At 38.8% G+C, this 26,877-nt stretch carries 23 protein-coding genes, 3 pseudogenes and 1 other annotated feature; of the genes and pseudogenes, 9 read left to right on the top strand and 17 right to left on the bottom strand.

Annotated features, from left to right (window positions below; translation table 11 throughout):
- Both ACT3S9_RS19065 and ACT3S9_RS19060 read left to right on the top strand, forming a co-directional pair.
- A partial coding sequence (locus tag ACT3S9_RS19065) for an IS5 family transposase (protein WP_444751152.1) occupies positions 1-666 on the top strand: 666 nt, incomplete at its 5' end.
- A 108-nt stretch (positions 667-774) separates the two neighbouring features.
- Positions 775-1,392, top strand: coding sequence for a TetR/AcrR family transcriptional regulator (locus ACT3S9_RS19060; protein WP_441834860.1), 618 nt, complete (start codon positions 775-777; stop codon positions 1,390-1,392).
- Between the two features lie 14 nt (positions 1,393-1,406).
- Here the strand turns inward: ACT3S9_RS19060 and ACT3S9_RS19055 are convergent, their stop codons facing one another.
- The 7 genes from ACT3S9_RS19055 to ACT3S9_RS19025 all read right to left on the bottom strand — a co-directional run bounded on the left by ACT3S9_RS19055 (position 1,407) and on the right by ACT3S9_RS19025 (position 8,150).
- Entirely contained in the window at positions 1,407-2,498 is a 1,092-nt protein-coding gene (locus ACT3S9_RS19055) for a HupE/UreJ family protein (RefSeq protein WP_441834861.1), read from the bottom strand.
- Positions 2,495-3,496: a tetratricopeptide repeat protein gene (locus tag ACT3S9_RS19050; protein ID WP_441834862.1), complete on the bottom strand. Its 1,002-nt coding sequence runs from the start codon at positions 3,494-3,496 to the stop codon at positions 2,495-2,497. The genes ACT3S9_RS19055 and ACT3S9_RS19050 overlap by 4 nt, the downstream gene beginning before the upstream one ends.
- Positions 3,497-3,571: 75 nt before the next feature.
- Entirely contained in the window at positions 3,572-4,060 is a 489-nt protein-coding gene (locus ACT3S9_RS19045; protein ID WP_441834863.1) for an Ig-like domain-containing protein, read from the bottom strand.
- Between the two features lie 11 nt (positions 4,061-4,071).
- A complete protein-coding gene (locus tag ACT3S9_RS19040) occupies positions 4,072-5,664 on the bottom strand; it encodes a DUF4331 domain-containing protein (RefSeq protein WP_441834864.1) in 1,593 nt (530 codons plus the stop codon).
- 166 nt (positions 5,665-5,830) lie between these two features.
- Positions 5,831-6,799, bottom strand: coding sequence for an IS30 family transposase (locus tag ACT3S9_RS19035; RefSeq protein WP_086959932.1), 969 nt, complete (start codon positions 6,797-6,799; stop codon positions 5,831-5,833).
- A gap of 128 nt (positions 6,800-6,927) precedes the next feature.
- Complete coding sequence (locus ACT3S9_RS19030; RefSeq protein ID WP_441834865.1) at positions 6,928-7,614, bottom strand: anti-sigma factor; 687 nt, start codon at positions 7,612-7,614, stop codon at positions 6,928-6,930.
- The gene (locus tag ACT3S9_RS19025) at positions 7,611-8,150 is read right to left on the bottom strand and encodes a sigma-70 family RNA polymerase sigma factor (protein ID WP_441834866.1); all 540 of its coding nucleotides are present in this window, start codon (positions 8,148-8,150) and stop codon (positions 7,611-7,613) included. The genes ACT3S9_RS19030 and ACT3S9_RS19025 overlap by 4 nt, the downstream gene beginning before the upstream one ends.
- 394 nt (positions 8,151-8,544) lie before the next feature.
- Here ACT3S9_RS19025 and ACT3S9_RS19020 point away from each other — a divergent pair, with 394 nt between their 5' ends.
- Positions 8,545-10,167 carry a diacylglycerol kinase family protein gene (locus ACT3S9_RS19020; protein ID WP_441834867.1) on the top strand — a complete coding sequence of 541 codons (1,623 nt, stop codon included), beginning with the start codon at positions 8,545-8,547 and terminating at the stop codon, positions 10,165-10,167.
- 25 nt (positions 10,168-10,192) lie between these two features.
- Here ACT3S9_RS19020 and ACT3S9_RS19015 read toward each other — a convergent pair whose 3' ends face one another.
- Positions 10,193-10,453: a VF530 family DNA-binding protein gene (locus ACT3S9_RS19015; RefSeq protein ID WP_441834868.1), complete on the bottom strand. Its 261-nt coding sequence runs from the start codon at positions 10,451-10,453 to the stop codon at positions 10,193-10,195.
- 60 nt (positions 10,454-10,513) lie between these two features.
- Positions 10,514-10,681: pseudogene (locus tag ACT3S9_RS19010) on the bottom strand (DUF1496 domain-containing protein); the annotation flags it as partial.
- A 312-nt stretch (positions 10,682-10,993) separates the two neighbouring features.
- Between ACT3S9_RS19010 and ACT3S9_RS19005 the strand changes: the two are divergent.
- Positions 10,994-11,227 (top strand): TIGR02647 family protein, encoded by a 234-nt coding sequence (locus tag ACT3S9_RS19005; protein WP_441834869.1) that lies wholly within the window; start codon positions 10,994-10,996, stop codon positions 11,225-11,227.
- 4 nt (positions 11,228-11,231) lie between these two features.
- On the opposite strand, the gene maiA is transcribed toward ACT3S9_RS19005, so the two are convergent.
- Positions 11,232-11,861 (bottom strand): maleylacetoacetate isomerase, encoded by a 630-nt coding sequence (gene maiA / locus ACT3S9_RS19000; RefSeq protein ID WP_441834870.1) that lies wholly within the window; start codon positions 11,859-11,861, stop codon positions 11,232-11,234.
- Positions 11,858-13,159, bottom strand: a complete 1,302-nt coding sequence (gene hmgA / locus ACT3S9_RS18995) for a homogentisate 1,2-dioxygenase (RefSeq protein WP_441834871.1) — start codon at positions 13,157-13,159, stop codon at positions 11,858-11,860. The genes maiA and hmgA overlap by 4 nt, the downstream gene beginning before the upstream one ends.
- A gap of 131 nt (positions 13,160-13,290) precedes the next feature.
- Here hmgA and ACT3S9_RS18990 point away from each other — a divergent pair, with 131 nt between their 5' ends.
- Positions 13,291-13,722, top strand: a complete 432-nt coding sequence (locus tag ACT3S9_RS18990; RefSeq protein ID WP_441834872.1) for a MarR family winged helix-turn-helix transcriptional regulator — start codon at positions 13,291-13,293, stop codon at positions 13,720-13,722.
- A gap of 65 nt (positions 13,723-13,787) precedes the next feature.
- Here the strand turns inward: ACT3S9_RS18990 and ACT3S9_RS18985 are convergent, their stop codons facing one another.
- Positions 13,788-16,862: a TonB-dependent receptor gene (locus tag ACT3S9_RS18985; RefSeq protein ID WP_441834873.1), complete on the bottom strand. Its 3,075-nt coding sequence runs from the start codon at positions 16,860-16,862 to the stop codon at positions 13,788-13,790.
- Between the two features lie 274 nt (positions 16,863-17,136).
- A pseudogene (locus ACT3S9_RS18980) lies at positions 17,137-18,171 on the bottom strand (TonB-dependent receptor); the annotation flags it as partial.
- 43 nt (positions 18,172-18,214) lie between these two features.
- Between ACT3S9_RS18980 and ACT3S9_RS18975 the strand changes: the two are divergent.
- A protein-coding gene (locus tag ACT3S9_RS18975) for an IS3 family transposase (RefSeq protein WP_223230517.1) occupies positions 18,215-19,434 on the top strand; the annotation gives its coding sequence in 2 pieces (ribosomal slippage) (positions 18,215-18,503 and positions 18,503-19,434; 1,221 coding nt in all).
- Positions 18,493-18,609 (top strand) — a sequence feature (AL1L pseudoknot). Its footprint overlaps the gene before it by 117 nt.
- A gap of 39 nt (positions 19,435-19,473) precedes the next feature.
- Here ACT3S9_RS18975 and ACT3S9_RS18970 read toward each other — a convergent pair.
- Together ACT3S9_RS18970 and ACT3S9_RS18965 are read right to left on the bottom strand one after the other, a co-directional pair.
- Positions 19,474-20,859 (bottom strand): annotated as a pseudogene (locus ACT3S9_RS18970) (carboxypeptidase regulatory-like domain-containing protein); the annotation flags it as partial.
- 27 nt (positions 20,860-20,886) lie between these two features.
- Positions 20,887-21,768 (bottom strand): S1/P1 nuclease, encoded by an 882-nt coding sequence (locus ACT3S9_RS18965; RefSeq protein WP_441835938.1) that lies wholly within the window; start codon positions 21,766-21,768, stop codon positions 20,887-20,889.
- Positions 21,769-22,042: 274 nt separating this feature from the next.
- On the opposite strand from ACT3S9_RS18965, the gene ACT3S9_RS18960 reads away from it, so the two are divergent.
- Together ACT3S9_RS18960 and ACT3S9_RS18955 are read left to right on the top strand one after the other, a co-directional pair.
- The gene (locus ACT3S9_RS18960; RefSeq protein ID WP_444751151.1) at positions 22,043-22,915 is read left to right on the top strand and encodes a hypothetical protein; all 873 of its coding nucleotides are present in this window, start codon (positions 22,043-22,045) and stop codon (positions 22,913-22,915) included.
- The gene (locus ACT3S9_RS18955; RefSeq protein ID WP_441835940.1) at positions 22,908-23,855 is read left to right on the top strand and encodes a hypothetical protein; all 948 of its coding nucleotides are present in this window, start codon (positions 22,908-22,910) and stop codon (positions 23,853-23,855) included. The genes ACT3S9_RS18960 and ACT3S9_RS18955 overlap by 8 nt, the downstream gene beginning before the upstream one ends.
- Positions 23,856-23,912: 57 nt before the next feature.
- On the opposite strand, the gene ushA is transcribed toward ACT3S9_RS18955, so the two are convergent.
- Both ushA and ACT3S9_RS18945 read right to left on the bottom strand, forming a co-directional pair.
- The gene (gene ushA / locus ACT3S9_RS18950; RefSeq protein WP_441835941.1) at positions 23,913-25,547 is read right to left on the bottom strand and encodes a bifunctional UDP-sugar hydrolase/5'-nucleotidase UshA; all 1,635 of its coding nucleotides are present in this window, start codon (positions 25,545-25,547) and stop codon (positions 23,913-23,915) included.
- 84 nt (positions 25,548-25,631) lie between these two features.
- Positions 25,632-25,829: a hypothetical protein gene (locus tag ACT3S9_RS18945; protein WP_441835942.1), complete on the bottom strand. Its 198-nt coding sequence runs from the start codon at positions 25,827-25,829 to the stop codon at positions 25,632-25,634.
- A 278-nt stretch (positions 25,830-26,107) separates the two neighbouring features.
- Between ACT3S9_RS18945 and ACT3S9_RS18940 the strand changes: the two genes are divergently transcribed.
- A complete protein-coding gene (locus ACT3S9_RS18940) occupies positions 26,108-26,860 on the top strand; it encodes a peptidylprolyl isomerase (protein ID WP_441835943.1) in 753 nt (250 codons plus the stop codon).
- The last annotated feature ends 17 nt before the right edge of the window (positions 26,861-26,877 follow it).

Below are 26,877 nucleotides of genomic sequence, written 5' to 3'. Positions count from 1 at the left end.
ACGCTCGAAGGCATACTGTATAAGATGCGCACAGGTATTCCATGGCGAGATTTACCTTCTGATTTTGGCCGTTGGAGTGCTATCTACAGACGGTTTAATTTATGGTCCAAAAAAGGGATTTTGAATGAACTGTTTCGCGCATTATCTCGTGATGCGGACATGGATTGGGTCTTCATTGATGGCAGTATTGTCAGGGCTCATCAACATAGTTGCGGTGCAAGAACTGCTGACAATGAATCAATTGGAAAGAGCCGAGGTGGAAATTCTACGAAAATTCATCTTGCAGTCGATAGCGGAGGGTTGCCTGTTTATTATGAATTATCCTGTGGGAATACGCATGATATCGTCCATGCAGAGTCACTCGTAGCTAATTGCCCAACAAGTAATATGGTTGTCGCAGATAAAGGCTACGACAGTGAAAAACTGAGAGCGTTTGTTCGTGATAATAACGCTACACCCGTTATTCCACGTAAGGGCAACAGTTTAGTAGGCAATGAAGATATTGACTGGTGCATGTACAAATATCGGCACTTGGTTGAGAATGCATTTGGCCGTATTAAGCAATATAGAGGGATAGCCACGCGGTATGAAAAGCTTGAACGAAATTATCATTCAATGCTCGCTTTAGCATTTACTATGATGTGGCTACCAATGTGGGCTGATTGATATATGTACTACAAAGATCAACAGCCCCTAGTGATAACTTAATGTTTATAAAACATTAAGTTAAGCGCTACGCTTTTCGAGATTACCTTGAAAAAACATGAAGAAAATATGACAGAAAAAGCTAAAAGACAAACAGATCCCACGTTAGCACAAGCACGACGAGAACAAGTGCTTTGTGCTGCTGCTAATTGCTTTAAACGCAAAGGCTATCATGGGGCTGGTATGGCAGAAATATCAAAAACGGCAGGTATGAGCGCGGGTCATATTTATAATTACTTTGCCAGTAAAGAAGCAATTATTGAATCGATCATTGAACGTGATATGGAAGAAATGTTTTCAATCTTTCAGCAGTTTGAAAGTCAGCCCGGTGATTTAGTGTCTGTGTTATTAGATGGTTTAGATCATGGTGTTGAGCGCCATACTGATATGAATCAAGGAAGACTTGACTTAGAAATGCTAGCTGAAGCTGCTCGCAATGAAAAGGTAGCAATTTTACTGCGTGAATCTGATACGCATGCACGAGAAAAAATGCGCAGTTTACTCATCGGTGAGCGCAGCTCAATAAAAGCTGCAAATACGGCTGAAATTAACAGCCGTATAGAAGTGATGTTTGCATTAATGGGAGGGTTGGTATTACGAAAAATACTTAACTCTAATATTGATAAAAAAACATTGTTAATAGCACTTCGTCCAGCAATGGAAGCGCTACTAACGCCGTTTGAGTAACCTATATTTAACTATCAAATGCGCTCTATAGACCACTTTATTGCTATAAGCGCGATAACTATTGAACCCGCTGGCATCACCCATTTTTGATACCAGTTATGGTTTCTTGCTAGGATAAGTATTGGCAGAGCAGCAACTAAAATAGCCAGCTGGCCTATTTCCACTCCTAAATTAAACGCTAATACACTGAGTAATTGGTAATCACTTGATAAACCCAGTTCGCCGAGTACGCTCGCAAAACCCATACCATGCAATAAACCAAAGGCAAAGGTTACCCAGCCTAGACGTACAATCAGCGGCCAAATATTATTAAGCGCTGCAAACAACACCGAGATAGCAATACCCAACTCTACCCAACGGCTATTAGGTGAAACTAAATCCATTGCAGTTGCTGTTAAGGTGATGGAGTGGGCAAGGGTAAAAGCGGTGATAATCCATGCTGTGTGTTTGAAAATAGCTACTTTAGAATCAATACCCTGCCACTTTTTGTTTTTACGCATTAATACACACGTTAGTAATAAGGCAATTAAAAATAAAATATGATCAAGACCTAGCCAAATGTGCAGAACTCCTTGATAAACATATTGGTTAAAGGTTTCAAGGTAGCTTGAGGTTGTAAAATCAAAAACTTGCTGGGTTTTTGTGGCACTTATTACGCGGGTTTGATCATCCACTGTAACAATAACTTTATGATTAGCATCAACGTCAAAAAGTACGGTGTAATTAAGACTCAGCGCGCCTTCATTTGGGCAATCTATGCTTATGGGTAGCACTAAATAAGGTTGGTTGAAGTGGCTATCAAGTTGTATAGCTTTACTGCTTTTTAAAGGGCAGCTTTCACCGCTTATATCTGCGCTAATATGGCTTTGTATATATTCGTTAATTGCAATGCCTTTGGCTTTGATTTCGTACCATGCTATTTGCCCATCTTGATTTAAATCAAATGCTATCGTTTGTTCTAAGTCAGTAACGGGAACTTGCCATGCCCCATTGAATTGCTGTTGATCTGAACTATTTAAAGTAAGGTAAGCAGTGCTTAGCTGGTGGGCTTGGGCAAAGGAGCAAAAAAATAAGCTGCAGCCAATAAGGGCTTTGAGTATTTTCATAGTGATGCCTCTTTAGCTTGGCTTAGTAGTTGTTTGTCGGCATCGAGTTTAGCTTGTTGCCAGTTTATGTTTGCCCAATAAAGTGCTTTTTCTGTTTGTTTATCAATACTTAAATAATATAAAGCTAAGTCGCTGGCGTGGAAAGTATCTTGGCGTAATTCTCTAAGTTCAACACGCTTGGACATACGTTGTTGCCATTCGTTTTTATCGGTAATATTTTTCTCCGCTATGGCTAAACGTAGTAATAACGCATCTTCTAAATTCAGTGGATCGTTCGTTAATTTGGGGAGGGTGCTTAAAATAAGTTGCTCAGCGCCTAAAGCTAATTGAATATCAGCCCATAAAACAACCAAACTAACAGGGGCTTGATTTAACTCAACGTTATTTATATGTGATAGTGCTTGGCTTGGCTTGTTAAGCCTAAAAGCCATTTCTGCCAGCAGGTGTTGGCTATTTAATGTTTGCTTACTGATTGGAATACTGTTTTTTAGGCTTTGATAGCTTTGTGCAAGTTGACCATTTTGGCTGAGCACATCTGTTGTGCAGATGGTCACGATTTCTGTTGCGGCTATTCCTAAAAGTGTTAAGCACTGTTTTTTTGCTTTGTTAAATTCACCTTTAACCATTAAGATATTGGCTCGTAAAAGGCGGGTATTAATATGGCTATCATCCATATTAAGTACAGACTCAGTAATTCTTAGCGCTTCATCAAATTGGTGCTCACGTTGTAGTACTCGCGCGTAAAGATAGCCAGTTTGAGGCGAAGGAGATTGCGAAAAAAGTTTTTTTAGTTGGTTTTTTAATAAGCCTTGGCGAACTTCTGTTTGACCTACATATTGGCTTGCTATTACGAGTTGATGAAGTTCTGAAACAGATAACTGGGCTGTTTGTATATTCATTGATGTGGCGATAATATCGTTATCTTTCGGGGTCGTAGGGGCAGCTAATACTGAATGACAAAGTAATAAACTGCTAAAATAAAGACATTTATAATACATTTAGTGAGATCCTTTTTAAAAAGCCATCCATGGCCCACTAAGCTAATATCCTAAAATATAAGAATTAGTTAAGTCCTAATTACCGTTCAGCAAACCATCAAAGTCACCTGTGTTATCGGTGTTAGTAAATGCTCGACCATTGATACTCAATGGTTCATCGGTTGCTTGCTGATTAAATGCAGCGCGCCCAAATTCAGCAAAGTCAACTTGAAGTGCTTCGATTGTGATATTAACCATGGCGGTTACTTGGGGGTTTACACCATCACTTACTGCAAACTTAAAGCTGTCTGTGCCTGTTGCTTCTGCATTAGGCGTGTAGGTATAACTACCGTCAGTGTTAACAACAACCATACCTAACATTGGCTCAGTTGCGAGTGAGTAAGTAAGGTCATCGCCATCGGGATCAGAGCCGTCAAGCATGTCAGTAATAGCGACTTCTGTTTGGGTGGTTACCATTGCATCAGTTGCTGTTGGTGTTGCATTTTTTTTGTCATCATCGCTACAAGCTGTTAATGCTAATGCTGCAAGGAGAATGGCATAATGTGATAATTTAAAATTACGCATTGTTATGCTCCTTATTTAGACCCTGCAAGTGGTGTTGCAAGATATGGAAAGCTAACATCCATCATGCTTGCATCAATAGGGGCGCCATCTGTAAATGGTACATTACCAACGCTTGCGTCATCAGTAGTACATAGACCAAGGTCTGTATCAGTTCCATTTACTGGCACTGGATAACATAAACGACCCATCACTACACGCAGGGCAATATCAACTACGTCATCACCAGGACGACGACCATTTGGGAAACCAGCTAAGTCATCACCAGCAACACCAAATGCTGATTGCTCAGACTGCGATTTAGCGGCAATACCAGTGTTTAAACGTAGCATTTCAGCACCCGTTACTGTCGCTAATTGGTTTACTCCTTCGAATCCCGTTAAAAACGCAGTAACTAAGTCATTACGTGGGAAGTTAGTGGGCGCTAGTGTTTCAATGTTTGCACCTAGTGTCGAATTCACTGCATCTTTAAATAAAATATTTAATAATTCAGGAAGTGAAGGATGAGTTACGTAATCAATAAATTGACCATCATCTTTAGGGTGTGAGCTTGAAAAGGTATCTTTATCTTTTAAGCCGATAACTAATTCATTTACTAGTGGATTACCTAAACGCGATACTTGGGTAAGCGCTCCACCATTAACCGCATTTTTAGCAAACTTAGCATTTGGGTTTAAAATACGAGCCTGTGGAAGACTTGCTGTTGTCCATGTACCAATAGTGCCATTCCCTTCACCTGTTACACAGGTTTTAGGTACTTCAACTGCTATCGCAGTTACGTTTTTATCAGCTAGATCATCATTTTCAGAGTCTTGTGTAATGCCCCCTGGAAAACCACCTCCATCACCAGCACCTGGGGCACTATCGCCTTCAACAGGTACATAATTTACTAAATCAAAGGTTTTTCCAAGGTTTACTACAAATGGGTCTTTACGTTGACCAACAAACACTTTTGCCATTCCTTCACAGCCTGGAATACTAACATTGTAAACAAATTGGTCTGCGTAGCTTTTGTATCCTTGCATTGAACTAAATGTTTTATCACCGATATAGTCAAGTGGTTTACCAAAGTCGTTAGTACTTGTAGTGCTATTTGTAAGCGCGGCTTTATTACCTGTGCGCATAGGCCCGGTGATCATACTCATAGTATATGATTCGCTAAAGTTGACCGCTGAGTCATCACCTGCAGCAACGCCACCGATATTTTTTAGTGGTACAGCAACAGTACGTTGATTATCTTCAGGTCCAACGGTTAAGGCTACGCCTTCGTTGTCGTTAGGCAGCATACTTTTAAAGTTAAACGCAAAAGTAATATCTTCAACGGCGTCCCCATCATTGTCGATGTGAATGCTATAAGTTGCATCTGGGTCCATTGCAAAGTAATTAGGTCCACCATAACCACCTTGAAGTGGAATGTAGTTGGCTATTAGTGTGACATAATCACCACGGCCTTCTTCGTAACTATTAAATGCATAAAAGTCGGTAGAGTCTAGAGTTGGAAAGCGGCTAATATTTGGTGCTTCACGATGGCTTGATGCCACACTAGGAACACTAACAAAGGTACTGCATACTATAACTGCTAATATTGACGGAGTTAGAGCTTTCATGACTTGGTCCTTTAGTTTTGATTGAAGTCACTATTAAATACGCCTTAACATGTTAATTGGATGCAAAAAAAATAATAAAAAAGTAAATTAATTTGTAGCCCTTACTTATATTAATTTTTCCCTTTGATTTTGTTAAATACTTGAATTCAAGTATTAAGTGCAATCATTATGCAGCCACCAGAACTTCTGATTGCCCCGTAAATAATTCATGAGGGGTTTTATACCCTCTTGTTTTTCTTGGCCGATGGTTGAGCTTATCAACTGCCGCCTGTATCTCTGCTTCACTTAGCGCCATAAAGTCAGTTCCCTTGGGGAAGAAGCGTCTAAGTAAGCCGTTGGTATTCTCATTTATGCCCCGCTCCCATGATGAATAGGGATGAGCGAAATACACATCAGCTTCTAATTTTTGTGCAACATGCTCATGGTGAGCAAACTCTTTTCCATTATCTAACGTCACGGTAATAACCTTACCTTTATATGGTGTCATACACGTGATCAGCGCATCGGCTGTTATTTTCGCATGCTTGCTTTCAATTCTGTGAACGACTGTATATAACGTTTTACGTTCAACCATTGTGACAAGCGCATTTTTACGCCCTTTACCTATCACTGTATCGCCCTCCCAATCACCAATCCTAGACTTTGAATCCACAATACTTGGGCGTTCATCAATGCTGACTCGATTAACTATCTGTCCACGTTTATCATAGCTTCCATAGCGTTTTTTATACTTTTTACATGCACGAGTGAGTGTCTTATGTAGCTTGCCACCACGAGCCTTGTCTCTGTAAATATATTGATAAATTGTTTCATGATGTAAAACGACCTGTTTCTCTAAAGCTAAGCGGCCTGCCACTTGCTCAGGGGAAAGTCCGTCATGCAACAATTTATTAATCCAGTGAGTGACGTCCTCTGTTAACTTACTTGCTTTGAAAGATGACTTACGTCTTTGTTCAGCAAAGTTATTGGCTTGGTTAGGCCGATAGCCTTTAAGTCCTTTATTGCGTTTTAGCTCTCTAGAAATAGATGACGGTGAACGAGTTAGTTCTTCAGCTATCTGCTTTTGGTTATTTCCTGCTTTTATTAACGCGTAAATCTGGTATCTTTCTTCTTGTGTCAGCTGTTTATATTTCATTAAAGCAATTTCCTTTGGCGAGAAAATGGCCGAATTATAACAGCTGGCCATCTAATCTGAGAAATTGCACTTATTATCCGAATTTAGGATAAAAAAAGCCAAAATTATTATTGGCTTTTTTATTAGGTTTATAGAATAACCAGCTCTGTGGTGTAAAGTACTTCGGTAGGTAACCCATTGGGTGAACCACCTAATGGCTCTAAACTAACCGCAAGCAATGCGATACTTTGTGCGTTAAAACGACTGTGCTTATTAAGTTCAATAACTCCATCTTTAGGTAAAATACCTAATGATATAGGCGTCTCTTGGCCCTTTAAAATCATCCAGAGCTGATAATCCTTATCGTTACGAGCAACTAGCTGTTGAGTAGCACGCACCGTTAGTTGCTTTTCATCAACATTAATAAACCATAAGGATTGTTCAGTTTCGTCTTTAAATAGGGCTATAGGACCACTGGCCTCTTGTATAGGGGCTTGTGGTTGCCAAATAATTAAGGCCAATATAATGCTGGCTGCTGTTGCAATTAATGACCACACTCGCCAAATACTTGCTTTAGGTGTAATAACATTCGGTTCATGTATTGCTTGATGGCTTATACGACGAGAAATAGTATCCCAAACGTGGTTGTCAGGTGGTACCGATTTAATCGAACGGGCAAGATTATTTAAATGCTGTTCCCATACCCAAGTTGCTTCGCGAACACGGGTAGATGAAAGCATTAAGCGCTGAAAACGTTTTCTAGCTGAGCCTTTAAGAGTCCCCAATACATACTCTGCGGCCAGCATATCGATAAGTTGTTGATTATCATAATTCATAATGCTAAGCACCTCTGCAACTGTTGAAGGCCTCGTCTGATCCAGCTTTTTACTGTGCCAAGCGGGGTTTCAATATGATCAACTAACTCATTATGGGTAAGTCCTTTATAATAAGCTAAGTGGATCGCTTGTTTTTGCTGTTCATCTAGTTGCTCTATGCAATCTACGAGTTTGCTTTTATCTTCGTAATCAATATCTAAAGGTGATTCGTGAGTATCTGAATACGCATGATCGTCGTCATCTAAAGACTGCTCTTTGCGTACTTTATGATAACGTAAGGAGTCTAAACTACGATAGCGAACAATACTGATCATCCATGAAATAACGGTGCCTTTATTAACTTGATACTCCGATGCGTTATGCCATATTTTAACAAATGCGTCCTGCAAAGCTTCTTCAGCGTGAGCTCTGTTGGTAAGCATTTTCAAACTAATGGCAAATAACTTACCGCTGGTTGTCTCATATAGCTTCGCAAAAGCGCGTTTGTCGCCTTGTGCTGTCGCGCTTAGCAAAGGCAATAATTCATCAGTGTCCATAGAGTTCCTTTTTTCTTCTTAGTTAATAAACGTGCGAGGGCTTAATTTGGATGCAAATAAAGTAAGTAAATTATGGAAAACCTTTGCATAAATAATTCTTTTCCGTGAAAAGATTAGCAGTTTTATACTACTTAGCAAGTGACTAATTTAGTTATTATAAAAAGTAATTAGTTGTAACTTTGATAAACTAGGTAAAATTGCTATATATAAGTGTAAATAACTCCCAACGACTTAAAATTTATTTCATAGAGGGTATTTTTATTTTAATTTTTATTAAAAAACAGTTTTTTAGTTGTTTTCTACGCTTATAATGATTGGTGTATTTATTGCAATAGCTATACTTAAAGCTAATAAAACTGTGTTTGAATCGAATAAATTATAACAAGGAGTGGCTATGTGGGCTGCGGTAAGCTATTTAAGCTTTGCTTTTTTACTTTTGATTGCGGGTTTACAGGTGCAATCAATTCATTTTTCCTTATTTTTTTATTGGACTGCTTTATCGTTAACTCTTGTGGGCGGTGCATACATTTTTGATATCGCGAAAATTTTTCGCAAACGTGAAAATGGAGTTATTCCTTTTTATATACGCTGGGCATTTGTGCCTTTTTTATTAGGGGCGCAACTTTATAATGCTTGGTCGCGTAAGCATGACAAAGTGCCGCCATTGCAACAAATTAACGAACATTTATTTTTAGCCTGTCGATTATTCCCATCAGATATAGAAACAATTAAAGAAGAAGGGATCACCGCTATTCTAGATGTAACCTGTGAGTTTGATGGACTTGAATGGACATCTACTCAAGAGAATATTAATTACTTGAATATTCCGGTATTAGATCACAGCGTACCTACTCGATCTCAGTTAAATCAAGCAATTAACTGGATTGATCATCATGTAAAAAAAGATCGCCGGGTTATTGTGCATTGTGCGCTTGGGCGAGGTCGCTCGGTGTTTGTAATGGCTGCTTATTTGTTAAGCAAAAATAAAGATGCAGATGCACACCAAGTATTAGCACAAATAAAAGAAACCCGTGAAACTGCAAACTTAAATAAGCGTCAATTAGGGCACTTATTAAGACGCCATAAAAAGGGCGAGTTATTGATTAAAAATAAGGCTTACTTAATTGTCAACCCAGTGTCTGGGACTAGAATGTGGGAACAAAAAGAACATTTAATTATCGCGCGCTTATCGGCTTATTATAATCTAAAAGTGATGCTCACAACGCCTGAGCGCAGTGGGATTGCGCTTGCTAAAGAAGCGATGAAAGAAAACCCTGATATGATCATTGCTTGTGGTGGTGACGGCACGGTTGCTGAGGTGGCAAGTGTAGTGGTAAACACCAACTGCAAATTGGGTATCATCCCATTTGGTACCGCCAATGCATTGGCACATGTTTTAATGGGTCTTAGCTCTAAAATTATTCCAGTTGAGCAAGCTTGTGAATTAATTATTGATGGACAATCTAATCGCATTGATACTGCGTATTGTAATGACGATTTGATGTTATTATTAGCGGGCATAGGCTTTGAGCAACAAATGATTGAAAAAGCTGATCGAGAGGCTAAAAATACTTCTGGTCAATTTGCTTATTTGCAAGGGTTTTGGCAGGCATTAGGTGAGAGAAAAGCGCGAAGTTTTATGGTCAAACTTGATGATGCTGAGCCTCAAGAAATTCATACAAATAGCCTGATCGTTGCTAATGCAGCCCCGTTTACCACCTTATTAGCGCAAGGCGGCGGACAGCCAGATCATAATGATGGTTTACTTGATGTAAATTGGTTAACGCCAGGGAAAGACGCCTCAACTAATCCATTAAGTATTGCTGAGCTTGTCTTTAGCAGCATGACGCAAACACATTTAGCGATAAACTCACATCACACCAACGCTAAAAAAGTCGAGATAACCGCCGAGGAGCCTATTAAATATGTACTTGATGGCGAGACAAGAGAAACTGAAAAGCTGATAATTGAAATCGTACCAGCATCGCTTAATGTAGTTAGTGCTGAAGTAATCTAAATTTTAGCAGGCAAACTGCAGCTAACTACTTTTTTATACTAGGCCAAACAAAGCCATTTGGTTCTGGGTCGGTATGAAACGTATTTAAGTAAAGCTGCTCTACTTTATCGCGAGCCCAGGGGGTTTTACGCAGAAACTTAAGGCTCGACTTTACGCTCGGGTCGTGAGTGAAACAGCGAATGTCGACTTCTTTTCCCATTGTTGTCCAGCCAAGCTTATGTTCAAGTTCAACTAAAATGGTTTCAAGTTTTACCCCATGTAACGGGTTGTTTGGTTGCTGGTTCATAATTCACTGTAACGTTATAAAAGACGTCGTTATTGTAGCCTAACTAGATATTGATACCAATCAGTTAACCCGAATAGTTTTGGCCGCCTTTGGGTAAATAATCTCACCTTGCTCGCTTAACATAGGCCAACTTAGCTCACTTTTATTATGATTAAGATTTTTTGCACTACAAATAATTTGTGCATCTGCCATTAAAATAATCGCGTCTTGACTGTAACGCTTATCTTCATACCAACAAACGTTCTAGTTAGTAAGCTTGTTACTGGCATCTGAATAGAGAGTGGATCTTTGATTATTGCTAAAACTATTAGATGAGTAAATTAAGCCTGAAAAACAAACGCCTAAAATTATTAAATTCCGCATGTTAAGCCTTTGCATTAAAAAATAACTACACTAAGCTTATACCCGAGTAACCAAAAAATACTAGGCTCAATTGCAATTAAATGTATTAAAATCAGTTGTTTTGGGCTTTAGACTGATTTGGTAAAAAATTAACAAAATAAATAATTTTTAAAGTTTTTCTAAAAGCAAGGTGAACACATGCAATTTAAGCAAACTATGATTGACGAATTTACACTGTTAGCTAAATTTCCTCGTAGCGGTAAAATGCAAGGTATTAAGTTGCACGCAGATGCTGATGAAAGTTTAAAAAATGCTGCACAGAGGTTATTCGATAAAGGCATTATAGATAGCCCAGATGGCGGCTATTTAACTGATCTGGGCTTAGATTTAATTGAACATATCAGTGTACTGCACAGCGCACTGGGTCGTTAATAAATTATGTCGCATCTGGCTGGTTTTGTGGTGCGGCATCACTAAATGCAGCTAATTTATTACAACGTTCATAGATGGCTGCTATTTTAGGGTAAGCTGTCATATCAACCTTAAAACGATAAGCGTTAAATACTTGTGGCGCTAAACAAACATCAGCAAGGGTTATTGTATCACCAAAACAATAAGTGTTCTTTGCATCAATTTGTTGTTCTAGCTTTTCGAACCCCAGTTCAACCCAATGGCGATACCACGTATTTTTAGCTTCATCACCAACAGCGAGCTCATTACTTAAATACTTTAGTACTCGCAGGTTATCAACCGGGTGGATATCACAAGCAATGGCATGACAAAAGCTACGAATGTGTGCCTTTTGCCATGCGCTTCCAACTAGTAATGGTGTATCTGGGTACGCCTCTTCAAGATATTCTAAGATAGCCATTGATTGGGCTAGCATACCTTGCTCTGTTTCGATAGTAGGCAATAAACCATGTAGATTCTTAGTTAAGTACTGCTCACTCTGATGCTCTGATTTTAATAAGTTTACTGTGATTAACTCATGCTCAATAGCTTTTAAATTAAGTGCGATACGAACGCGGTAAGCGGCTGATGAGCGAAAATAAGTATAAAGCTTCATGTTAAATCCTCAGTAAAATGTTTTTTAATAGTGCGCCAGCAATCGGTGTAGTTAGGTTGGCGCTCTTTGCCTTCTAGGGCGTATTTAGTTGGTGAAATAATATAACGAGACTCAAACATAAAGGCTAAGGTGTTGTCATACCGTTGTGGCTGAAGTTCTGCATTTGAGGCTTTTTCAAATACATCAGCCTCAGGTCCATGTGGGGACATACAATTATGCAAGCTCATACCGCCAGGTACAAAGCCGTGTTCTTTGGCGTCGTACACCCCTTTAATTAAGCCCATAAACTCACTCATAACATTGCGATGATAATAAGGTGGGCGGAAGGTGTTGTCAGCCACCATCCAGCGCGGTGGGAAAATAACAAAATCAATATTAGCGACACCTTCTGTACTCGACGGGGAAGTCAATACGGTAAAAATAGATGGATCAGGGTGATCAAAGCTTACGGTATTCATTACATTAAAGCGGGATAAGTTATACTTATAGGGCGCGCTATTGCCTGTCCAAGCGACTACATCAAGCGGGGAGTGGCTAATATCACAACGAAACATATTACCGTTAAATTTAGTAACTAGTTCAAACTTACCTTGTTTATCTTCAAAAGCAGCTACAGGGTATTGAAAGTCACGGTCGTTAGCGTAGCCGTTAGCACCGACAGGGCCGCGTTCAGGCAGTACAAAATTATGGCCATAGTTTTCACAAATATACCCTCTGGTGTTCTTGGTAAGCAATATCACCTGAAATTTAAGGCCGCGTGGGATCACCGCAATTTCACCCGCTTTAATCGTGAGATTGCCGCATTCGGTTTTAATTAATAACTCGCCTAGTTGTGGCACGAATAACATTTCGCCATCGGCGTTATAAAAATAACGCTCGCTCATTGATTTGTTAGCTACATATACGTGAATACCAATACCAGTTTGACCATTTGCATTACCATTGGCAGCTATCGTCACTAAACCATCAATAAAGTCTGTTGGTGCGGTAGGAATATCTACCGGGTTCCAACGAAGCATCGCTGGTGGCGTAGGTATTTCAGTGATTGGTGCGGTGCGAATTAAACCGTTATCAATAGGGCTATAATCTCCTTGTACAACGGACGGGCGAATACGATACATCCACGAGCGACGGTTATCTGACCGCGGCGCAGTAAAAGCAGTGGTACTAAATTGCTCTGTGTATAACTCGTATTTCACTTTTTGCGGACTGAATTGGCCGATAGGTAATGCACCAGGTAGTGCTTCGGTTTCAAACTCATTGCCAAACCCGGTCATGTATTTTAATTCACTGGTCATCACTCGACTCCTTTGTGTTTTACTGTAAGATACTCTCAAGTGAGAGTAAGTTCAAACATCCTACTTTTACTTACTGTACATATTTATGGACAAGTAAGGTTACGTTGTAAATTAAAAGGATAAACAATTAGATGGCACTCGATTTAGACACTTTTTTACCTTATAGGTTGGCAAAGTTAGCCAGCAAAATGAGTGAAGAGTTTGCACCTGTGTATCAACGGCAAAGTAATTTAACTATTCCACAGTGGCGAATTTTATTTAATTTAGCGCAATTTGGCCAAAGTAATGCTAAGGCACTGTGCGAACAAGCGGCGATGGATAAATCTACAGTATCACGAGCAATTAAAGCCCTTATTGAAAAGCACTATATAGTTAGTTTAGTTGACCCTAATGACAAGCGAGCAAGTCTATTAAAGTTAAGTGAACAAGGTATGAGTTTGTATCAGCAGTTAGCGCCTGCGGCTCTAGAATGGGAGAAACATATCCTAGCGGTTTTAAATCAAACTGAGTATCAGACACTGCTTAGTTGCTTAGATAAGTTAAATGGTAAATTAAACGAGTAAAACAAAAAGCCCATCAACATGATGGGCTTTAAAGTTATTTAAATTTGTTAAATTAGATTAGCAAATTAGAATGTGTATTTAACACCAACACGCATTTCCCAAAGTGATGGCTTAACATCTACGCTTGCGCCTACAGGGTCATTAAAGTTGGTATAAACATATTGACCATTAACAATTTCTGTCGTTACGGCACTTTGTAATGAACTACCGCTTTTAAGAACGCCCCAGTCGTCATTCAACATGTTACCGATGTTTTTGATAACAAAGTAAGCTGAGCCTTTTTGGCCATCGCCAAAGCCCATAAACTCCTGCTCAACTTTAAAGTCAAACGTAACCCACCAGTCACCATCAATACTGTTACGGCTGTTAATTTTACCGCGTGTTAGACCTTCACTTTCAACCCATTCATTAAAGGCTGCTTGATCAAAATCAGCACCATATACTACTTTTGAGTCATCTAATGTTGGTACATATAGTAGCTGTCGAGAAGCGTCATTATAACCCAGATCATAGGTGCTATTATCAAACCCGTAAGAATAAGGTGATGTTTGTTGTGCTTGGCCAAATAAATTGAACTTAGTTTCATAACCATCAAATAGTTCATGGCTATACCCTAGTGACATAGTGAAACGGTGTGGAATTTCGTAATTTGATGTAGCAACACCTGGGTTTTCTGAGTCAGATACTGCAACGTAATGATAGTTAGAAAATGCCACCGAGCTGGTCATTGGGCTAACATCTTTTGACACTGTGTATGCATATGACAGAGCTAAATCTATGCCGTTATCAAAAGATTTATTCATTGCTAGAGAAAGTACGTGCGAGTAAGCATCATCACCTTCAACATTGGTTAATAAGAAGTCCGATCCTCCATTATAAATAGGACGTCCATCCGGTGCAGTACCTGTTTGATCATATGAAATATTTTTAAATATCGCTGAATCTTGCTTATCAGTGTAAAGGTAATCAATATTAAACACATAATCTGTTTCGGTGATGTAAGTACCACCTAAAGAAAATTTCCATTCTGATGGAATTTCAAAGTCAGGATCAGTTACATTTACGTCGGCATCTGCACCACCTTGACCAACAGCATCAAATAAATCTTGTGGAATATCATATCCAGGCTGACCTGTGCCATTAAAGGCTACAGCATCAGGGCCAAGGATTTGCAGGTCACTTTGGTCTACTTGGATGTTACGTACACCATCATTTGAATAGCTGTTTGATATCCATACATTTGGGTTACCGCCTGAATATAAGCCGATACCACCGCGTAATTCTAGTTGATCGTTGTAAATCCAGTTAATGCCTAAACGTGGTTGTAGTAAATCTACACCATCAAGGTTTTGACTATTTGAATAAAGATAACGGTCTTCAAAATTTTGATTATAGGTAGGAGTATCATCACTTGTATACCAATCGTAACGAAGACCTGCGGTGATCGTAATATCGTAGTCGATTAACTCATATTTGTCTTGAGCATATAAGGTATTTAATGCATAAGAGAACTCGCCCGCAGCGTCATTAGGGTTTTGGCTGGCAGCATTACCATAGTAAACTTTGGCAATCCCGTTTTCAAAGTCTTCAATTGAGCTAAAGCGGTATTCACCTTCAGTATGTTGTACAAATAAATTGAAAACATCGAGTTCTTCACGTTCATATCCAAATGATATTTCGTGATCCTCTAGATAGTAAGTACCCGCTAGTTTTAGCGATAAATTATCATAATTAAGAACGTTTGCTTGGCGAGAGTCATCTGGACCCATATAAATATCAATGTCACCTGTGTCTACTCTGAACTCACCAAAACCTGATGCTGTATCAAGTGAGTTTTGGCGGTTATCTAATTTTGAATAACCTACTCGTACTTCAGTTGAAAAGTCATCTGTCCAATCTGAATAAACTGATGCCACATAAGATTGTAGTTCAGCGCCACGCTCATAAAAATGATTCGATAGTGCAATCTCATTTGAGTCGGCATCTGATTGAGATAGGCTAAAGCCATCATTATAATTATAAACAAAACTTGCACGGTGATCTTCATTGATGTTCCAATCTAATTTCACTAAGATTTTTTCATCTTCAACTGGCATGCTTGGCACCATAGTACCAGGGTCATAGTTGTAATTATTAATCGCAATTTGCGTCACTTGGTCAATAGTTGCTTGATCAATACGACCATTCGCAAAAGGGGTATAGTTAAATATCTCTGCGCCTTCAAGCTTTTCATATGAAGTGAATAAGAATAATTTATCTTCAATTAGCGGTAGGCCTACGTTAAAGCCATAGCGTTTTTCAGAGTAATTACCTAAGTCTTGTTTTGCGCCTTCAATTGAATCACCAGACATTGAGTCATTTGTATAGTCGTAGAAAAATCCACCGGTGATTTCATTTGTGCCAGATTTGGTTACAGCGTTAATGTTACAAGAAGTAAAGCCGCCGTATTGCACGTCAAATGGGGCAAGTTCAACCGCTACTTGCGCAATAGAATCGAAAGAGAATGGCATTCTTTCTGTTGGGTAACCGCTTGAATTCAAACCGAAGTTATCGTTCATACGCATACCGTCAACAGTTAAGCTGTTAAAGCGCGGGTTACCACCACCACAGTTAATTGCACCTGCATTGGTTTCATCAATATAAATACGTGGGTCGGCACGGATAATATCTTTAATATCACGATTTATAGCTGGCTTGCTTTCTAGATCTTCTAATGTGAAGTGAGAAGCAGGGCCTGTGCTACCTGATTGAGAACTTATTGGAGCCCCACTTACTACAATCTGCTCCATTTGCTGTGCGCTAAGTGCAACAGTTACAGGGTAGGTTTGACCAAGTGTTAGATAAACATCATTAAGTTGAGTATCTTCGTACTTGTCAGAGTCTACAATGATTTTATAAGGACCACCAACGCGTAAACCTTTTGAAGAAAAGTTACCTTGTTCATTTACTGTTGTTGTTTTCGTTGAACCTGATGGTAAGTGAATAATAGTAATTTCGGTGCCTGTAGCAGGGTTGCCACTAGGTCCTGTGATTTGACCTTTTACAGATGATGCAGTTTCATTTGCAAAAGCAGCACCACTAGCGCCAACACAAGCTGCAATAGCAAGTGAAAGGGTTGTTTTGCGCAATTGAATTTTCATTATGTTTTTCCCGTGTAAGGTATTATGTTTTTTTAGTATTAATTTGGATTATCCAAACAAGTTAATTATACCTGTCTTTTCATTACAAAAAAATTACAATGTATATAATTTTGTAATAAAAATAGTTTAGAACAAAATACTTATTTATCGAGTTTTAATTGAACTATGCGAAATTTTAATAATTAATTGTGACAATATAATGAAAAATGGAATTACAGCTATAAAAAAACCCGTTTAAAAACGGGTTTTTAGTATAGGTAGCATTATATTAGCTTTAGAATCTGTAGCTAACACCAATTTTAGCTTGCCAAGCAGATGCTGCAGTATCAATTTCGCTATAGTTACGAACGTCAGAGCCGTTGTACTTAGCTTCGATTAAATAACGACCTTCATCATCTAAGCCTGTGAAATCATAAAGGGCTTGCTCTGTATAGCCAAGACGCTTTTCAACACCCCAATCACTATTAAGTAAGTTAGCAAAGTTATCAATCATGAAATAAACTTCACCACTGTGACCTTTAGCAAACCCAGGAATTTCTTGTTTAACGCTAATATCCATGGTGGTAACCCAAGGCTGAGTCCCAGTATTACGATCGAGAATTTCACCGCGCTCAGAGATTCCTGCGCGGTTAAGTAATGTTTCAAGTTCAGCCCAAGACATATCTGATTCAGCCCAATTTACATTTGGATCATCAGCACCTGTAGGGATGTACGCTAAGTATGCAGAGCTTGAATGAAAGTCACGAGTATCACCTAGGTCACCATCGTTATGCATACCCATTGTATAGCTAAACGGACGGCCTGAACGACGCTCAAAATAAACATCAAATTTAGTGTTGTAGCCCGCAAAGAACTCAGTGTGGTAACTGACGTTTATTTTAAAGCTATGTTCAACTTCATAAGACCCACGTTGTGCTAAATCTTCATTACGATTTTTAGTCACGTTGTAAAGGTAGTTACTTTGTGCTTGTGAAGATGAACCTGATGAAGCTTCTGTGATGTCTTGGTGTGCATAGCTTGTAGATATATACAGACCGTTATCCCATTCTTTAGCAAGCGCAGTTGAGAAGATTACTGAACGACCATCTTCAGATGAGTTAGTCATTGCAATATCAAAGTTATCTTGCAAATCACCAGTGTAAATACTTTCGTTAATTACACGCTCACCATCAGCCGTTGTGCCAACTGGGGTAATGGCTGTATTGTGCCATACCGCTTCATTTTCTTTTTTATGGTAAGCAATCTCTGCTTGCCATTTAAAACCATTACCTAAAAGCTCTGAATCAAAATCATATTCGAAACTGAATCGCCCCGTGTTTGCCAGAGACTCAATAACTTGAGAAACTGGAACTATGAAAAAATCAAATCGCTATACATCAGAATTTCGTGAACGTGCAATTAGGCTTGTTACCACACAACAGCATGAATACCCTTCTCTTTGGGCTGCGCTAGTATCGATTTCAGATAAACTGGGATGTACCCCAGAAACACTTAGAGCATGGGTCAAGAAATCTCAAGCTCAACCGTCTAAACCCTCTTCTAATACGCAATCAACTGAAGAACGCCTTGCCGTCTTAGAGCGCGAGAATAAAGAGCTCAAGCGAACGAATGATATCCTGAGGCAAGCTGCCGCTTTTTTCGCCCAAGCGGAGCTCGACCGCAAACAGAAGTAATAGTGGATTTTATTGATGCTTGTAGAGAGCATTACGGTGTCGAGTCAATTTGCAAGGAATTGCCGATTGCACCATCAACGTATTATTCTCATAAACAGATACAAAGAGAGCCTGAGCGACTGTCTAACCGCAAAAAGCGTGATGCTGAGCTGATAATACTCATTCGCGAAGTGTGGGAGGATAATATGTCAGTTTATGGTGCAAGAAAAATATGGAAGCAGCTACAGCTTGACGACCATCAAGTCGCCCGCTGTACAGTCGAACGATTGATGCGAGTTATGGGAATTCAAGGTGTTCGTCGGGGTAAAGCACATAAGACAACGATACCTGACGAGCAACAAGATAAGCCACTTGATTTAGTTAATCGTCAATTTACTGCTGAGCAGCCAAATCAACTTTGGGTAGCTGACATCACCTATGTTGCCACATGGAGTGGGTTTGTTTATGTCGCTTTCGTGATAGATGTTTTTTCACGATACATTGTAGGTTGGCGTGTATCAACGACAATGCACACAGAGCTTATTCTTGATGCGTTAGAGCAAGCTATTTGGCATCGTGGCAACCCCGAAGGGTTAATTCACCACAGCGACAGAGGCAGCCAATATTTGTCTATACGATACACTGAGCGACTTGCTGAAGCTGGAATTCAAGCGTCTGTAGGCAGTGTGGGTGACTCTTATGACAATGCATTGGCTGAAACAATAAATGGATTATTTAAAACAGAGATTATTCGCAGAAATGGTCCGTGGAAGAATGTTGATGCTGTTGAATACGCAACGTTAGAGTGGGTCAATTGGTTTAATAATCAACGCTTATTATCTTCAATTGGGTATATTTCACCAGCTCAATATGAAACAGACTACTATGATAATTTAAACGAGTCAGGTAAAGTGGCCTGACTTAAACAAACTGGTCTCCGATGAACTCGGGGCGATTCAGCTACCAATAGAAGAGTTAGTTACACTGCTCGATGTAACGTCTTTATAGGCGATACCAATTTCACTTGAAAAGTTCTCATTCCAGTCTGAATATAACTTAGTAGAAAAGTTATTGAACTTAGTTGCGTAAGTGTAACGGTTAGAAGCCAGTAAAACTGTATCGCCGCCAGTGCCAAAGTTTTTCTCATCTTGGTCATCTTGCCATTGGTATGTAAAGTCTAAGCGGTGAGCGTCATTCACATTCCAGCTAAGTTTTACAAGTAATGTTTCATTGGTATCTTCAGGGTCGCCACCAAGCGAATCTTGCATACCATAAACTGAATCAAGTGTTGATAAAAATGCACTATATTGCGCTTGTGAAACATTGTATTCATTTGCAGCACCTGAGCCTTCAAAACCATAATCTAAATCAAGCTCACTTTTCCAGCTATTGTAATTAACAAAATAAAATAGCTTATCTTCTATTAGTGGACCGCCAACATTAAAGCCAAAACGCTCTTCAGATTGGATAGGTTCAACTTGCGAAACACTGTATGTTCTGTGTCCATCTTCATCAAGAACAGGGCTACCATCAGCGTAAACTTGTGAAATACTATCTACGTCGCCTGCCATATCAGGTGTTGAAATTTCATAAAAGCCTGAAAATTTAAAATCATTGGTACCAGACTTGGTTACTGCGTTAATTGTACCACCACCAAAGTTACCTTTAGATGCTGAGAAAGGTGAAACATCAACAGAGATTTGCTCTATTGCATCAAGTGCCACTGGCGGTTGAGCTGTTGGGTAACCACCATAGTTAAGACCAAAATCGTCATTTTGACCAATGCCATCAACCGTTAAGCTGTTTGTACGTGGGTTGTTACCAGCAAATGTCAATTCGCCGCTACCATTAATACTCGCCAATGGGTTTAAGCGAGCAATATCTTTAATATCACGATTAAAGCTAGGCATATTGCTGATAGTGTCTTCACCAAATACACTGCTAGAACCACCTGACTGTTGTACTATTTTATAACCAGAGACTTCAATTTTTTCCATCGCTAACGAGCCGAGTTGCTCTTGTAAACGATAAGTGTCACCCAGTTCTAGGTAAATATTCTCAACCATAGCATCATTATGAGTGTCAGAATCAATTAACACAGTATAAGGGCCACCAACACGTAAACCGTTAGCAATAAAAGTACCACTTTCATTCGTGGTTAATTCACTTACTGTGCCTGTAGGTTGGTGGATTACTTTAATTTTTACGTTGGCAGCGTTTGCACCGGAAGGTGTCGTAATTTTACCACGCATTGCAGACGAGGTATCAGCAGCCATTACGCTTGTTGAAACACCTAAGGCTAGAATAACTGCCCCAGTTAATTTCGAAAGACGAAGCTTATTCATTATATTGTTTCCCGTGTTTATGGTTGTTTAGTTTATTACTTTGTTGTTAGTTTGCATCTTTAGTGCACTGACTAACGGTTGTGCTGACTCATCAAATAACATATTTAATAAACCAGCGAGTCTAATTCCACCTTGTTGTAGGCGAGTTTTTATTATTGGTAAATTGGTATAGACATAATTGTAATCTATGTCTGTTACATTTTTTTTATAGATTGATTCAGCTATATGATGCGATTCGATCAGCCAGCCTTGTGGTGTGCTTTTAAGGTACTCTGCTATTAAGCTGGCGTTATCTGTATTTATAAAATCTGCAAATTCTGTATATGATAGGTTTTTACTTTCTATTATTTTAGTGTCCCACAGGCTATGCAGATTGGATTTTTCACCGAAGTAATTGATCTCAATTCTATTACCACCGCGGTCTTCGCCTCGTCCGGCATGAAATGGTTGATGACTATCACCGACTAAATGCACTAAAAATCGCAATGCGAAACGCTTTTCATCAGCACTGCTATCCGCTTTTTTTAGTGTTGCAATTGCGTATTGCATGCCTTGTAAAATATTACTTACGGTGTCTTTAGTGTGAGTATGTTGGTTATCTGAAGAATCAAGGAAGGTACTAGGTGAAGTGCCAGGCTCAAAGTTTATATAATGCCAACGGGATGATTTCTTTTGCCAAAAATTAGCAGGGTCAGATCGCATTTCATCAGGCCAAGTTGATATTTGTGGTAAAGATTCACTTTCAAGTAGGGGGATTAAGGCTTTTTTTGTTTTTAGTGTTAAGTGCTGCTCAGCAATTTTAGCAATGATGCGGTGACCATTCTGCCCCCATGCATAACTTTTATTGCTGGTGATACTTAATGTTAGCATCACCACAATGATTAGTGAGTACAGACGTCTTTGCAACATTTGGAATCATTCCTAATTTTATGCGTAGTATTGTTTAGTTGCTAATTGTCCTAATATTTTAGGTAAATAGGAAGGAGTCAATAAGATTCATAATTTCTTATTCATATTTGTTTAAAAACAATAGCTTGAATGTTATGGGTAAAATTACTAGTTGTAATAAGTAATAAAAATTGTTGAAATAGCTATTAGACTGGTTAAGCGGGTATTAATTTTGAATTTAAGTGTTTTTTTTAGAAACAAACTTTCAATTGTTACATTTTTGCTTCTATCTGTAATGGTGTTTACTTATTTAGGTGTAATGCTCAATATTGAGGCTCAACCCACTCCCCGTGCCTTTATTACTTCGTCGTACGAGTGTCGTACGGTATCAATTACAAATGAAAATCAGTTAGTGGTTTATGCTCCATCAAAAAATATAGCCAATGATGTCGTCAATACTTTGTGCAAAAATGACGTGGTTGCTAAGCAGTTTGGCAAGGTGGCTGCTTATTGGGGATATAAGACAACCGATACAGTTGATTTTTTAGGTAAAGGTATTGCTGATCTTATTTTAGCTAAAGAGAATTTGATTTCGGTTTTTATGGCTGAATCCACTTATAATTATCAAGCTGTTGTTGGTTACCCAACCTATACGGCTTTCTTTATCTCAGCTAAAGAAAAACCAAAACTGACCAAGTCTTACTTTTTAGATAAGCGCATTGGTTTACTGGATTACCCAACTAGCCGTTCTGGATATATCCTTCCTAAGCAGCTATTTAAAGACCTTGATATCAATGTTGGTAATTTAGCCGTTACTTACGCAAGCTCGCATAAAGAGTTACGCGAACTATTAAGTGCGGGAAGGGTCGATATTATCGCATCTTATTGGCAAGAGTCTGATCAACAACAATTTTCAAAAAATTATATTACAGCTATTAGTGATAATATAAGTGGAAGTCGTTGGTATTTAAAAATGCAGGACGAAAATACAGACCTACTGTGTGCAGTGCAGGGTGAGCTTAAAGCATTAGCTAAAAAGCAAAAGTCTCTTTATTTTAATGAGGTAGAGGCCTATTGGCAGTGTGGCTCTATGAAAGTAACAAGCTCTGCATCACCTTTGGTTACAGAGCCGCTGAATAAAACAGCTAAGAGCAGCAATAATGAATAAATACAATGCACTGAAGTCTATATTGTTATTTTTGTTTACTTTTATAGTACTTGTAGGGGCTTATTTTTCATCTGCTTATTATCAGTACCAGCAATCATCGGCGTTATTACTCGCTGATGTTAAAAACCGTATTGCATTAGATTTAAATTATCTAAACTTACCAGATTCTTTTTTTAGCCATGCGGGTAGTGAAGAGATGGTGGTCGATTACATCAATGATCTGAATAGCTTACTTGGTAAAGATTCGGCAATTAACTTATATGCTATTGAAAATATATCGGCTGGCTCAAAACCTTTACAGAGTTTTAAACAAATATTAGAGACCCCACAGCGCAGTGTAGAACTTATTTTTGTGAATAATAGTCGAAGCTTTCATAGGGCAGATGTTGGGGTGGTAATTGGCGCGATGTTGATCGCTTTTATAATTGTTATTTGGTGGCTTTATAGCGAACAACAAGCGAAAAAATTTGAAAATAAAGGAATTGGGGAAGTAATTAAGCCTGCTACTACGCCTATTTTGTTAATTGATTTGCAAAGTAAATCAATAGCTAATAGTGTCATACCTGAGAAAAAAGTTAAGTTAGCTAATAAGCCACTGTGTTTTTATTTAGCTTTAATTGAATTTTGTATTGAAAACCCTGAAGTGGTCTTGAATCAAAATAAAGACGTGCCAGAGCCGTTAATTGAGCTTGCGAATAAGTATTTTTATCGTTTAATTGAGCTCGGTCATACCATCCGTAAACGCCCTAATTTCACTAACAGTTTAGAAAAAACCTTAAGTGAGATTCGCGCCGCACTGGATGAAACGCTTATTGACTTCCCTGAGTTGAAAGAGTGTTATTATCCACCAAAAGCTCACGGTGAAGGTTCACGATCTCGGTTACACAGTTATGGGTTAGCGAAAATAACTTTAAACGATATTAAAGTGATAGGTAAATAGTGGGTGCCATTATACTCACACTATTTACCTAAATAGTGTGAGTATATTTGGAACTAGTTATTTAGGCGCGAAGTTTGCTGCTTTTATTGGGCTGTTGTTCTTAAAGAAGCGCTTCAGTGCTTGTGCATCTGTGTCATCGGTGCTGACAAACCCGTTTCGTTTGGTAAGTTGAGGGTAACCATCACCACCAGAGGCATTGTAGATATTAATACTCATGCGATATGTTTTATTTAAATCAAGCGCTTGGCCGTTTATTTTTACGTTTTCAAGTTTCCCGTTACCATAATCAAAGCTGAGCTTATGGTATTGTAAATAAGCGCCTGAATCGGTTGGGAAAGCGGATACCGTGGTTAGGTAATCATAAAGTGCTTTGCCGTTCCAATCGATATACGCGATACGATTTTTAAACGGGTGTACTTTTAGAATATCTTTGTAGCTGACTTCCCCAGCGTTAATGCTATCGCGAATACCACCACCACTAATTATGCCGAAATCTGCCCCGACCGAATCCATTTGTGCCTGAACGATTACGCGAGCAAGGTTTACTTGTTCAAAACGTGCTTTGCTTCTATCGCCTTCAAGTTTTTTATCAACAAAGCCAATCTTACCTTCTATTTGTTTTGCGCCTTTAGCTTGATAGTAGGCTAAAAAGGCTTTTAACTCAGTGTTCGGCTTTATGTATTCGTTAGCAAGAACAGGCTTTGTTGTACCATCGGTTTGTTTTTCATCGACATATAAATTAACTGGAAGTAATGAATAGTCAATCAAGGTTAGTTGACCCTCTTCTAATTTGAACTCAGCTTTACCTACGTATTTACCCCACTCGTGAGCTTGCATGATCCATGTACCATTTTGTTGATCTGGCTTACATGCCTTTCCCGGTGCAAAGCTATCATCTACTTTGTTATTGCTTGCCATACAAACGGGCTCTTGTGAGTGTCCGCCAATAATCATATCAAGGGTGTTTTTTGGTAATGAACGCGCAAGGGTGACATCTCCAGGAGCATTAATACCATAAGCCGCATCAACGTAATGGCCCATATGTGTTACTGCAATGGTTATATCTGGCTGGTATTGCTGTTTTATTTTTTGCGTTAAGGTTTTGGTAACTGCAACCGGCTCTTTAAATTCAAGTCCGCCAATGTATTGTGGGTTGCCAATTTTTGCTGTGTCTGTAGTGGTTAAACCGATAACAGCTATTTTTAGGCCATTTTTGTTAAATATCTTGTATTGTTCAAAAGCATTTTCACCTGTTTTTTTATCAAATATATTAGCTGATAATAGAGGAAAGGTAGCCCAGTCTTGTTGTTTAATAAGTACGGAAAGAGGATTATCAAATTCGTGGTTACCTAGTGCCATAGCATCATAACCAATTAATGACATACCTTTGAAATCAGGCTCCGCAAATTGTAAGTCAGACTCTGGAACCCCTGTATTAATATCACCACCAGAAAGCAGTAATACGGCATGGCCTTGCTGCTTCGCATTGTTGCGCAGTTCATCAATTAAGGTTTTACGTGCAGCCATACCGTATTCGCCTTTTTCATTATGCCAAAAGCGACCATGGTTATCGTTGGTATGTAAAATGGTTAAATACTGTGCTTTTTCAGTTGTAGTCGTTTGCGATAGGGTAGGGCTGTTGCTGCAGGCAGCAATGCCGATTAATAAAAGTAAGGTAATAAATACGCGCATAATGCACCCGTTATGTCAGTTTTGCTGTTCATTATACGCGTAGTTTAAACTAGTTTTATGATGAAATAACGAAAGTTAGAAAGATTATTCTGTTTCTAGTGAATTATTAGCATTTAACTGCTTTGTAGCCGCAAGTTGCCTTCGTTGTAATTCTTGTTCTGCTAATGCTGATTTTTCATGTTTATTGCCAACCATCCAATTTAAAAAACTAGCAGGTAGCTCTTTGTATGATTGCCCTTGGTGTAAACCAAAGTCACAAATATGTTCATCAGTATGTGCCATTGTTTTATCCTGTTGTGTGTTTTTGTTGCCAATCCGATACTAACAAATTGAAAAAGTTTGTTGAGACGATTTCGTTTTAAATGCAGTTTATTTATAACCCGAACGAATATGTAAATGGATGTATATATAATGTAATTAAACTGCTGGGGTTTGTGTCAAAGTGCTGTTTGCTATCGCTTTGCTGACAAGGTTTTATTATTATTTTATTAAATTTTATATAACAACAAAATTACATACTCAAACCACCTTGAGGTGATTGGATATAAAAGGAAATGAATATGAAAAACCAACTCATCGCTGGCTTAATTGTCGCAACTAGTTTTGCCAGCCACGCTAGCGTTGTCGAAATCCAAACTTCACAAGGTACTGTAAAAATTGACTTGTTTGACCAACAAACACCTAAAACAGTAGCTAATTTTTTAAGTTATATCGAGCAGGGCAGTTATAACCAAACGGTTATTCATCGCTCAATTGATGACTTTGTAATGCAAGGAGGTGGATTTACTTACACTGATGATTTTGAAGCAATAGAAACTCAAGAGCCAGTTATGAATGAGCCTATTCTTTCTAATGTTAAAGGCACGGTCGCCATGGCGAAAATTGGTAGCGATCCAGATAGTGCAACTAGCCAATGGTTTTTTAACTTAAAAGATAATAGCGCAAATTTAGACGTTCAAAACGGCGGCTTTACTGTCTTTGGTCAAGTAGATGATGAAAGTTTTGCTGTACTTGAAGATATCACATCACTTACGCATTGCGGTCAAATACCTGTGGTAAATATTACCAATGAGCAATGCTCTGACGTAGATACCGTGATTACCTCAGCAAATTTAGTCACTATTAATGGCGTAACCGTATTAGATGATGATCCAAACTCATCAGCTCTACTAACACCAGCAGAGAATACCTTAATAGATGAACCAGTATCACCTGACCCTGAAATTGAAACTGAAACTGACTCAAGTGGTAGTGTTAGTTGGTTGTTACCTTTATTGTTAGTAGGGCTTAGACGCCGCCGCACAAGTAATTAAAAAGTAAAAAAATGTAG

The organism is Pseudoalteromonas sp. AOP31-A2-14 (assembly GCF_052378035.1).
Taxonomy (GTDB): Bacteria; Pseudomonadota; Gammaproteobacteria; order Enterobacterales; family Alteromonadaceae; genus Pseudoalteromonas.
Note: the sequence above shows the minus strand (reverse complement) of the source record. Positions and strands in the feature narration are given on the sequence as shown.

Excerpts from the sequence above, each read along its gene's own strand:
- ACT3S9_RS19060 (WP_441834860.1), top strand. The coding sequence starts at position 775 with ATGACAGAAAAAGCTAAAAGACAAACAGATCCCACGTTAGCACAAGCA.
- ACT3S9_RS19055 (WP_441834861.1), bottom strand. The coding sequence starts at position 2,498 with ATGAAAATACTCAAAGCCCTTATTGGCTGCAGCTTATTTTTTTGCTCC.
- ACT3S9_RS19050 (WP_441834862.1), bottom strand. The coding sequence starts at position 3,496 with ATGTATTATAAATGTCTTTATTTTAGCAGTTTATTACTTTGTCATTCA.
- ACT3S9_RS19045 (WP_441834863.1), bottom strand. The coding sequence starts at position 4,060 with ATGCGTAATTTTAAATTATCACATTATGCCATTCTCCTTGCAGCATTA.
- ACT3S9_RS19040 (WP_441834864.1), bottom strand. The coding sequence starts at position 5,664 with ATGAAAGCTCTAACTCCGTCAATATTAGCAGTTATAGTATGCAGTACC.
- ACT3S9_RS19035 (WP_086959932.1), bottom strand. The coding sequence starts at position 6,799 with ATGAAATATAAACAGCTGACACAAGAAGAAAGATACCAGATTTACGCG.
- ACT3S9_RS19030 (WP_441834865.1), bottom strand. The coding sequence starts at position 7,614 with ATGAATTATGATAATCAACAACTTATCGATATGCTGGCCGCAGAGTAT.
- ACT3S9_RS19025 (WP_441834866.1), bottom strand. The coding sequence starts at position 8,150 with ATGGACACTGATGAATTATTGCCTTTGCTAAGCGCGACAGCACAAGGC.
- ACT3S9_RS19020 (WP_441834867.1), top strand. The coding sequence starts at position 8,545 with ATGTGGGCTGCGGTAAGCTATTTAAGCTTTGCTTTTTTACTTTTGATT.
- ACT3S9_RS19015 (WP_441834868.1), bottom strand. The coding sequence starts at position 10,453 with ATGAACCAGCAACCAAACAACCCGTTACATGGGGTAAAACTTGAAACC.
- ACT3S9_RS19005 (WP_441834869.1), top strand. The coding sequence starts at position 10,994 with ATGCAATTTAAGCAAACTATGATTGACGAATTTACACTGTTAGCTAAA.
- maiA (WP_441834870.1), bottom strand. The coding sequence starts at position 11,861 with ATGAAGCTTTATACTTATTTTCGCTCATCAGCCGCTTACCGCGTTCGT.
- hmgA (WP_441834871.1), bottom strand. The coding sequence starts at position 13,159 with ATGACCAGTGAATTAAAATACATGACCGGGTTTGGCAATGAGTTTGAA.
- ACT3S9_RS18990 (WP_441834872.1), top strand. The coding sequence starts at position 13,291 with ATGGCACTCGATTTAGACACTTTTTTACCTTATAGGTTGGCAAAGTTA.
- ACT3S9_RS18985 (WP_441834873.1), bottom strand. The coding sequence starts at position 16,862 with ATGAAAATTCAATTGCGCAAAACAACCCTTTCACTTGCTATTGCAGCT.
- ACT3S9_RS18965 (WP_441835938.1), bottom strand. The coding sequence starts at position 21,768 with ATGTTGCAAAGACGTCTGTACTCACTAATCATTGTGGTGATGCTAACA.
- ACT3S9_RS18960 (WP_444751151.1), top strand. The coding sequence starts at position 22,043 with ATGGTGTTTACTTATTTAGGTGTAATGCTCAATATTGAGGCTCAACCC.
- ACT3S9_RS18955 (WP_441835940.1), top strand. The coding sequence starts at position 22,908 with ATGAATAAATACAATGCACTGAAGTCTATATTGTTATTTTTGTTTACT.
- ushA (WP_441835941.1), bottom strand. The coding sequence starts at position 25,547 with ATGCGCGTATTTATTACCTTACTTTTATTAATCGGCATTGCTGCCTGC.
- ACT3S9_RS18945 (WP_441835942.1), bottom strand. The coding sequence starts at position 25,829 with ATGGCACATACTGATGAACATATTTGTGACTTTGGTTTACACCAAGGG.
- ACT3S9_RS18940 (WP_441835943.1), top strand. The coding sequence starts at position 26,108 with ATGAAAAACCAACTCATCGCTGGCTTAATTGTCGCAACTAGTTTTGCC.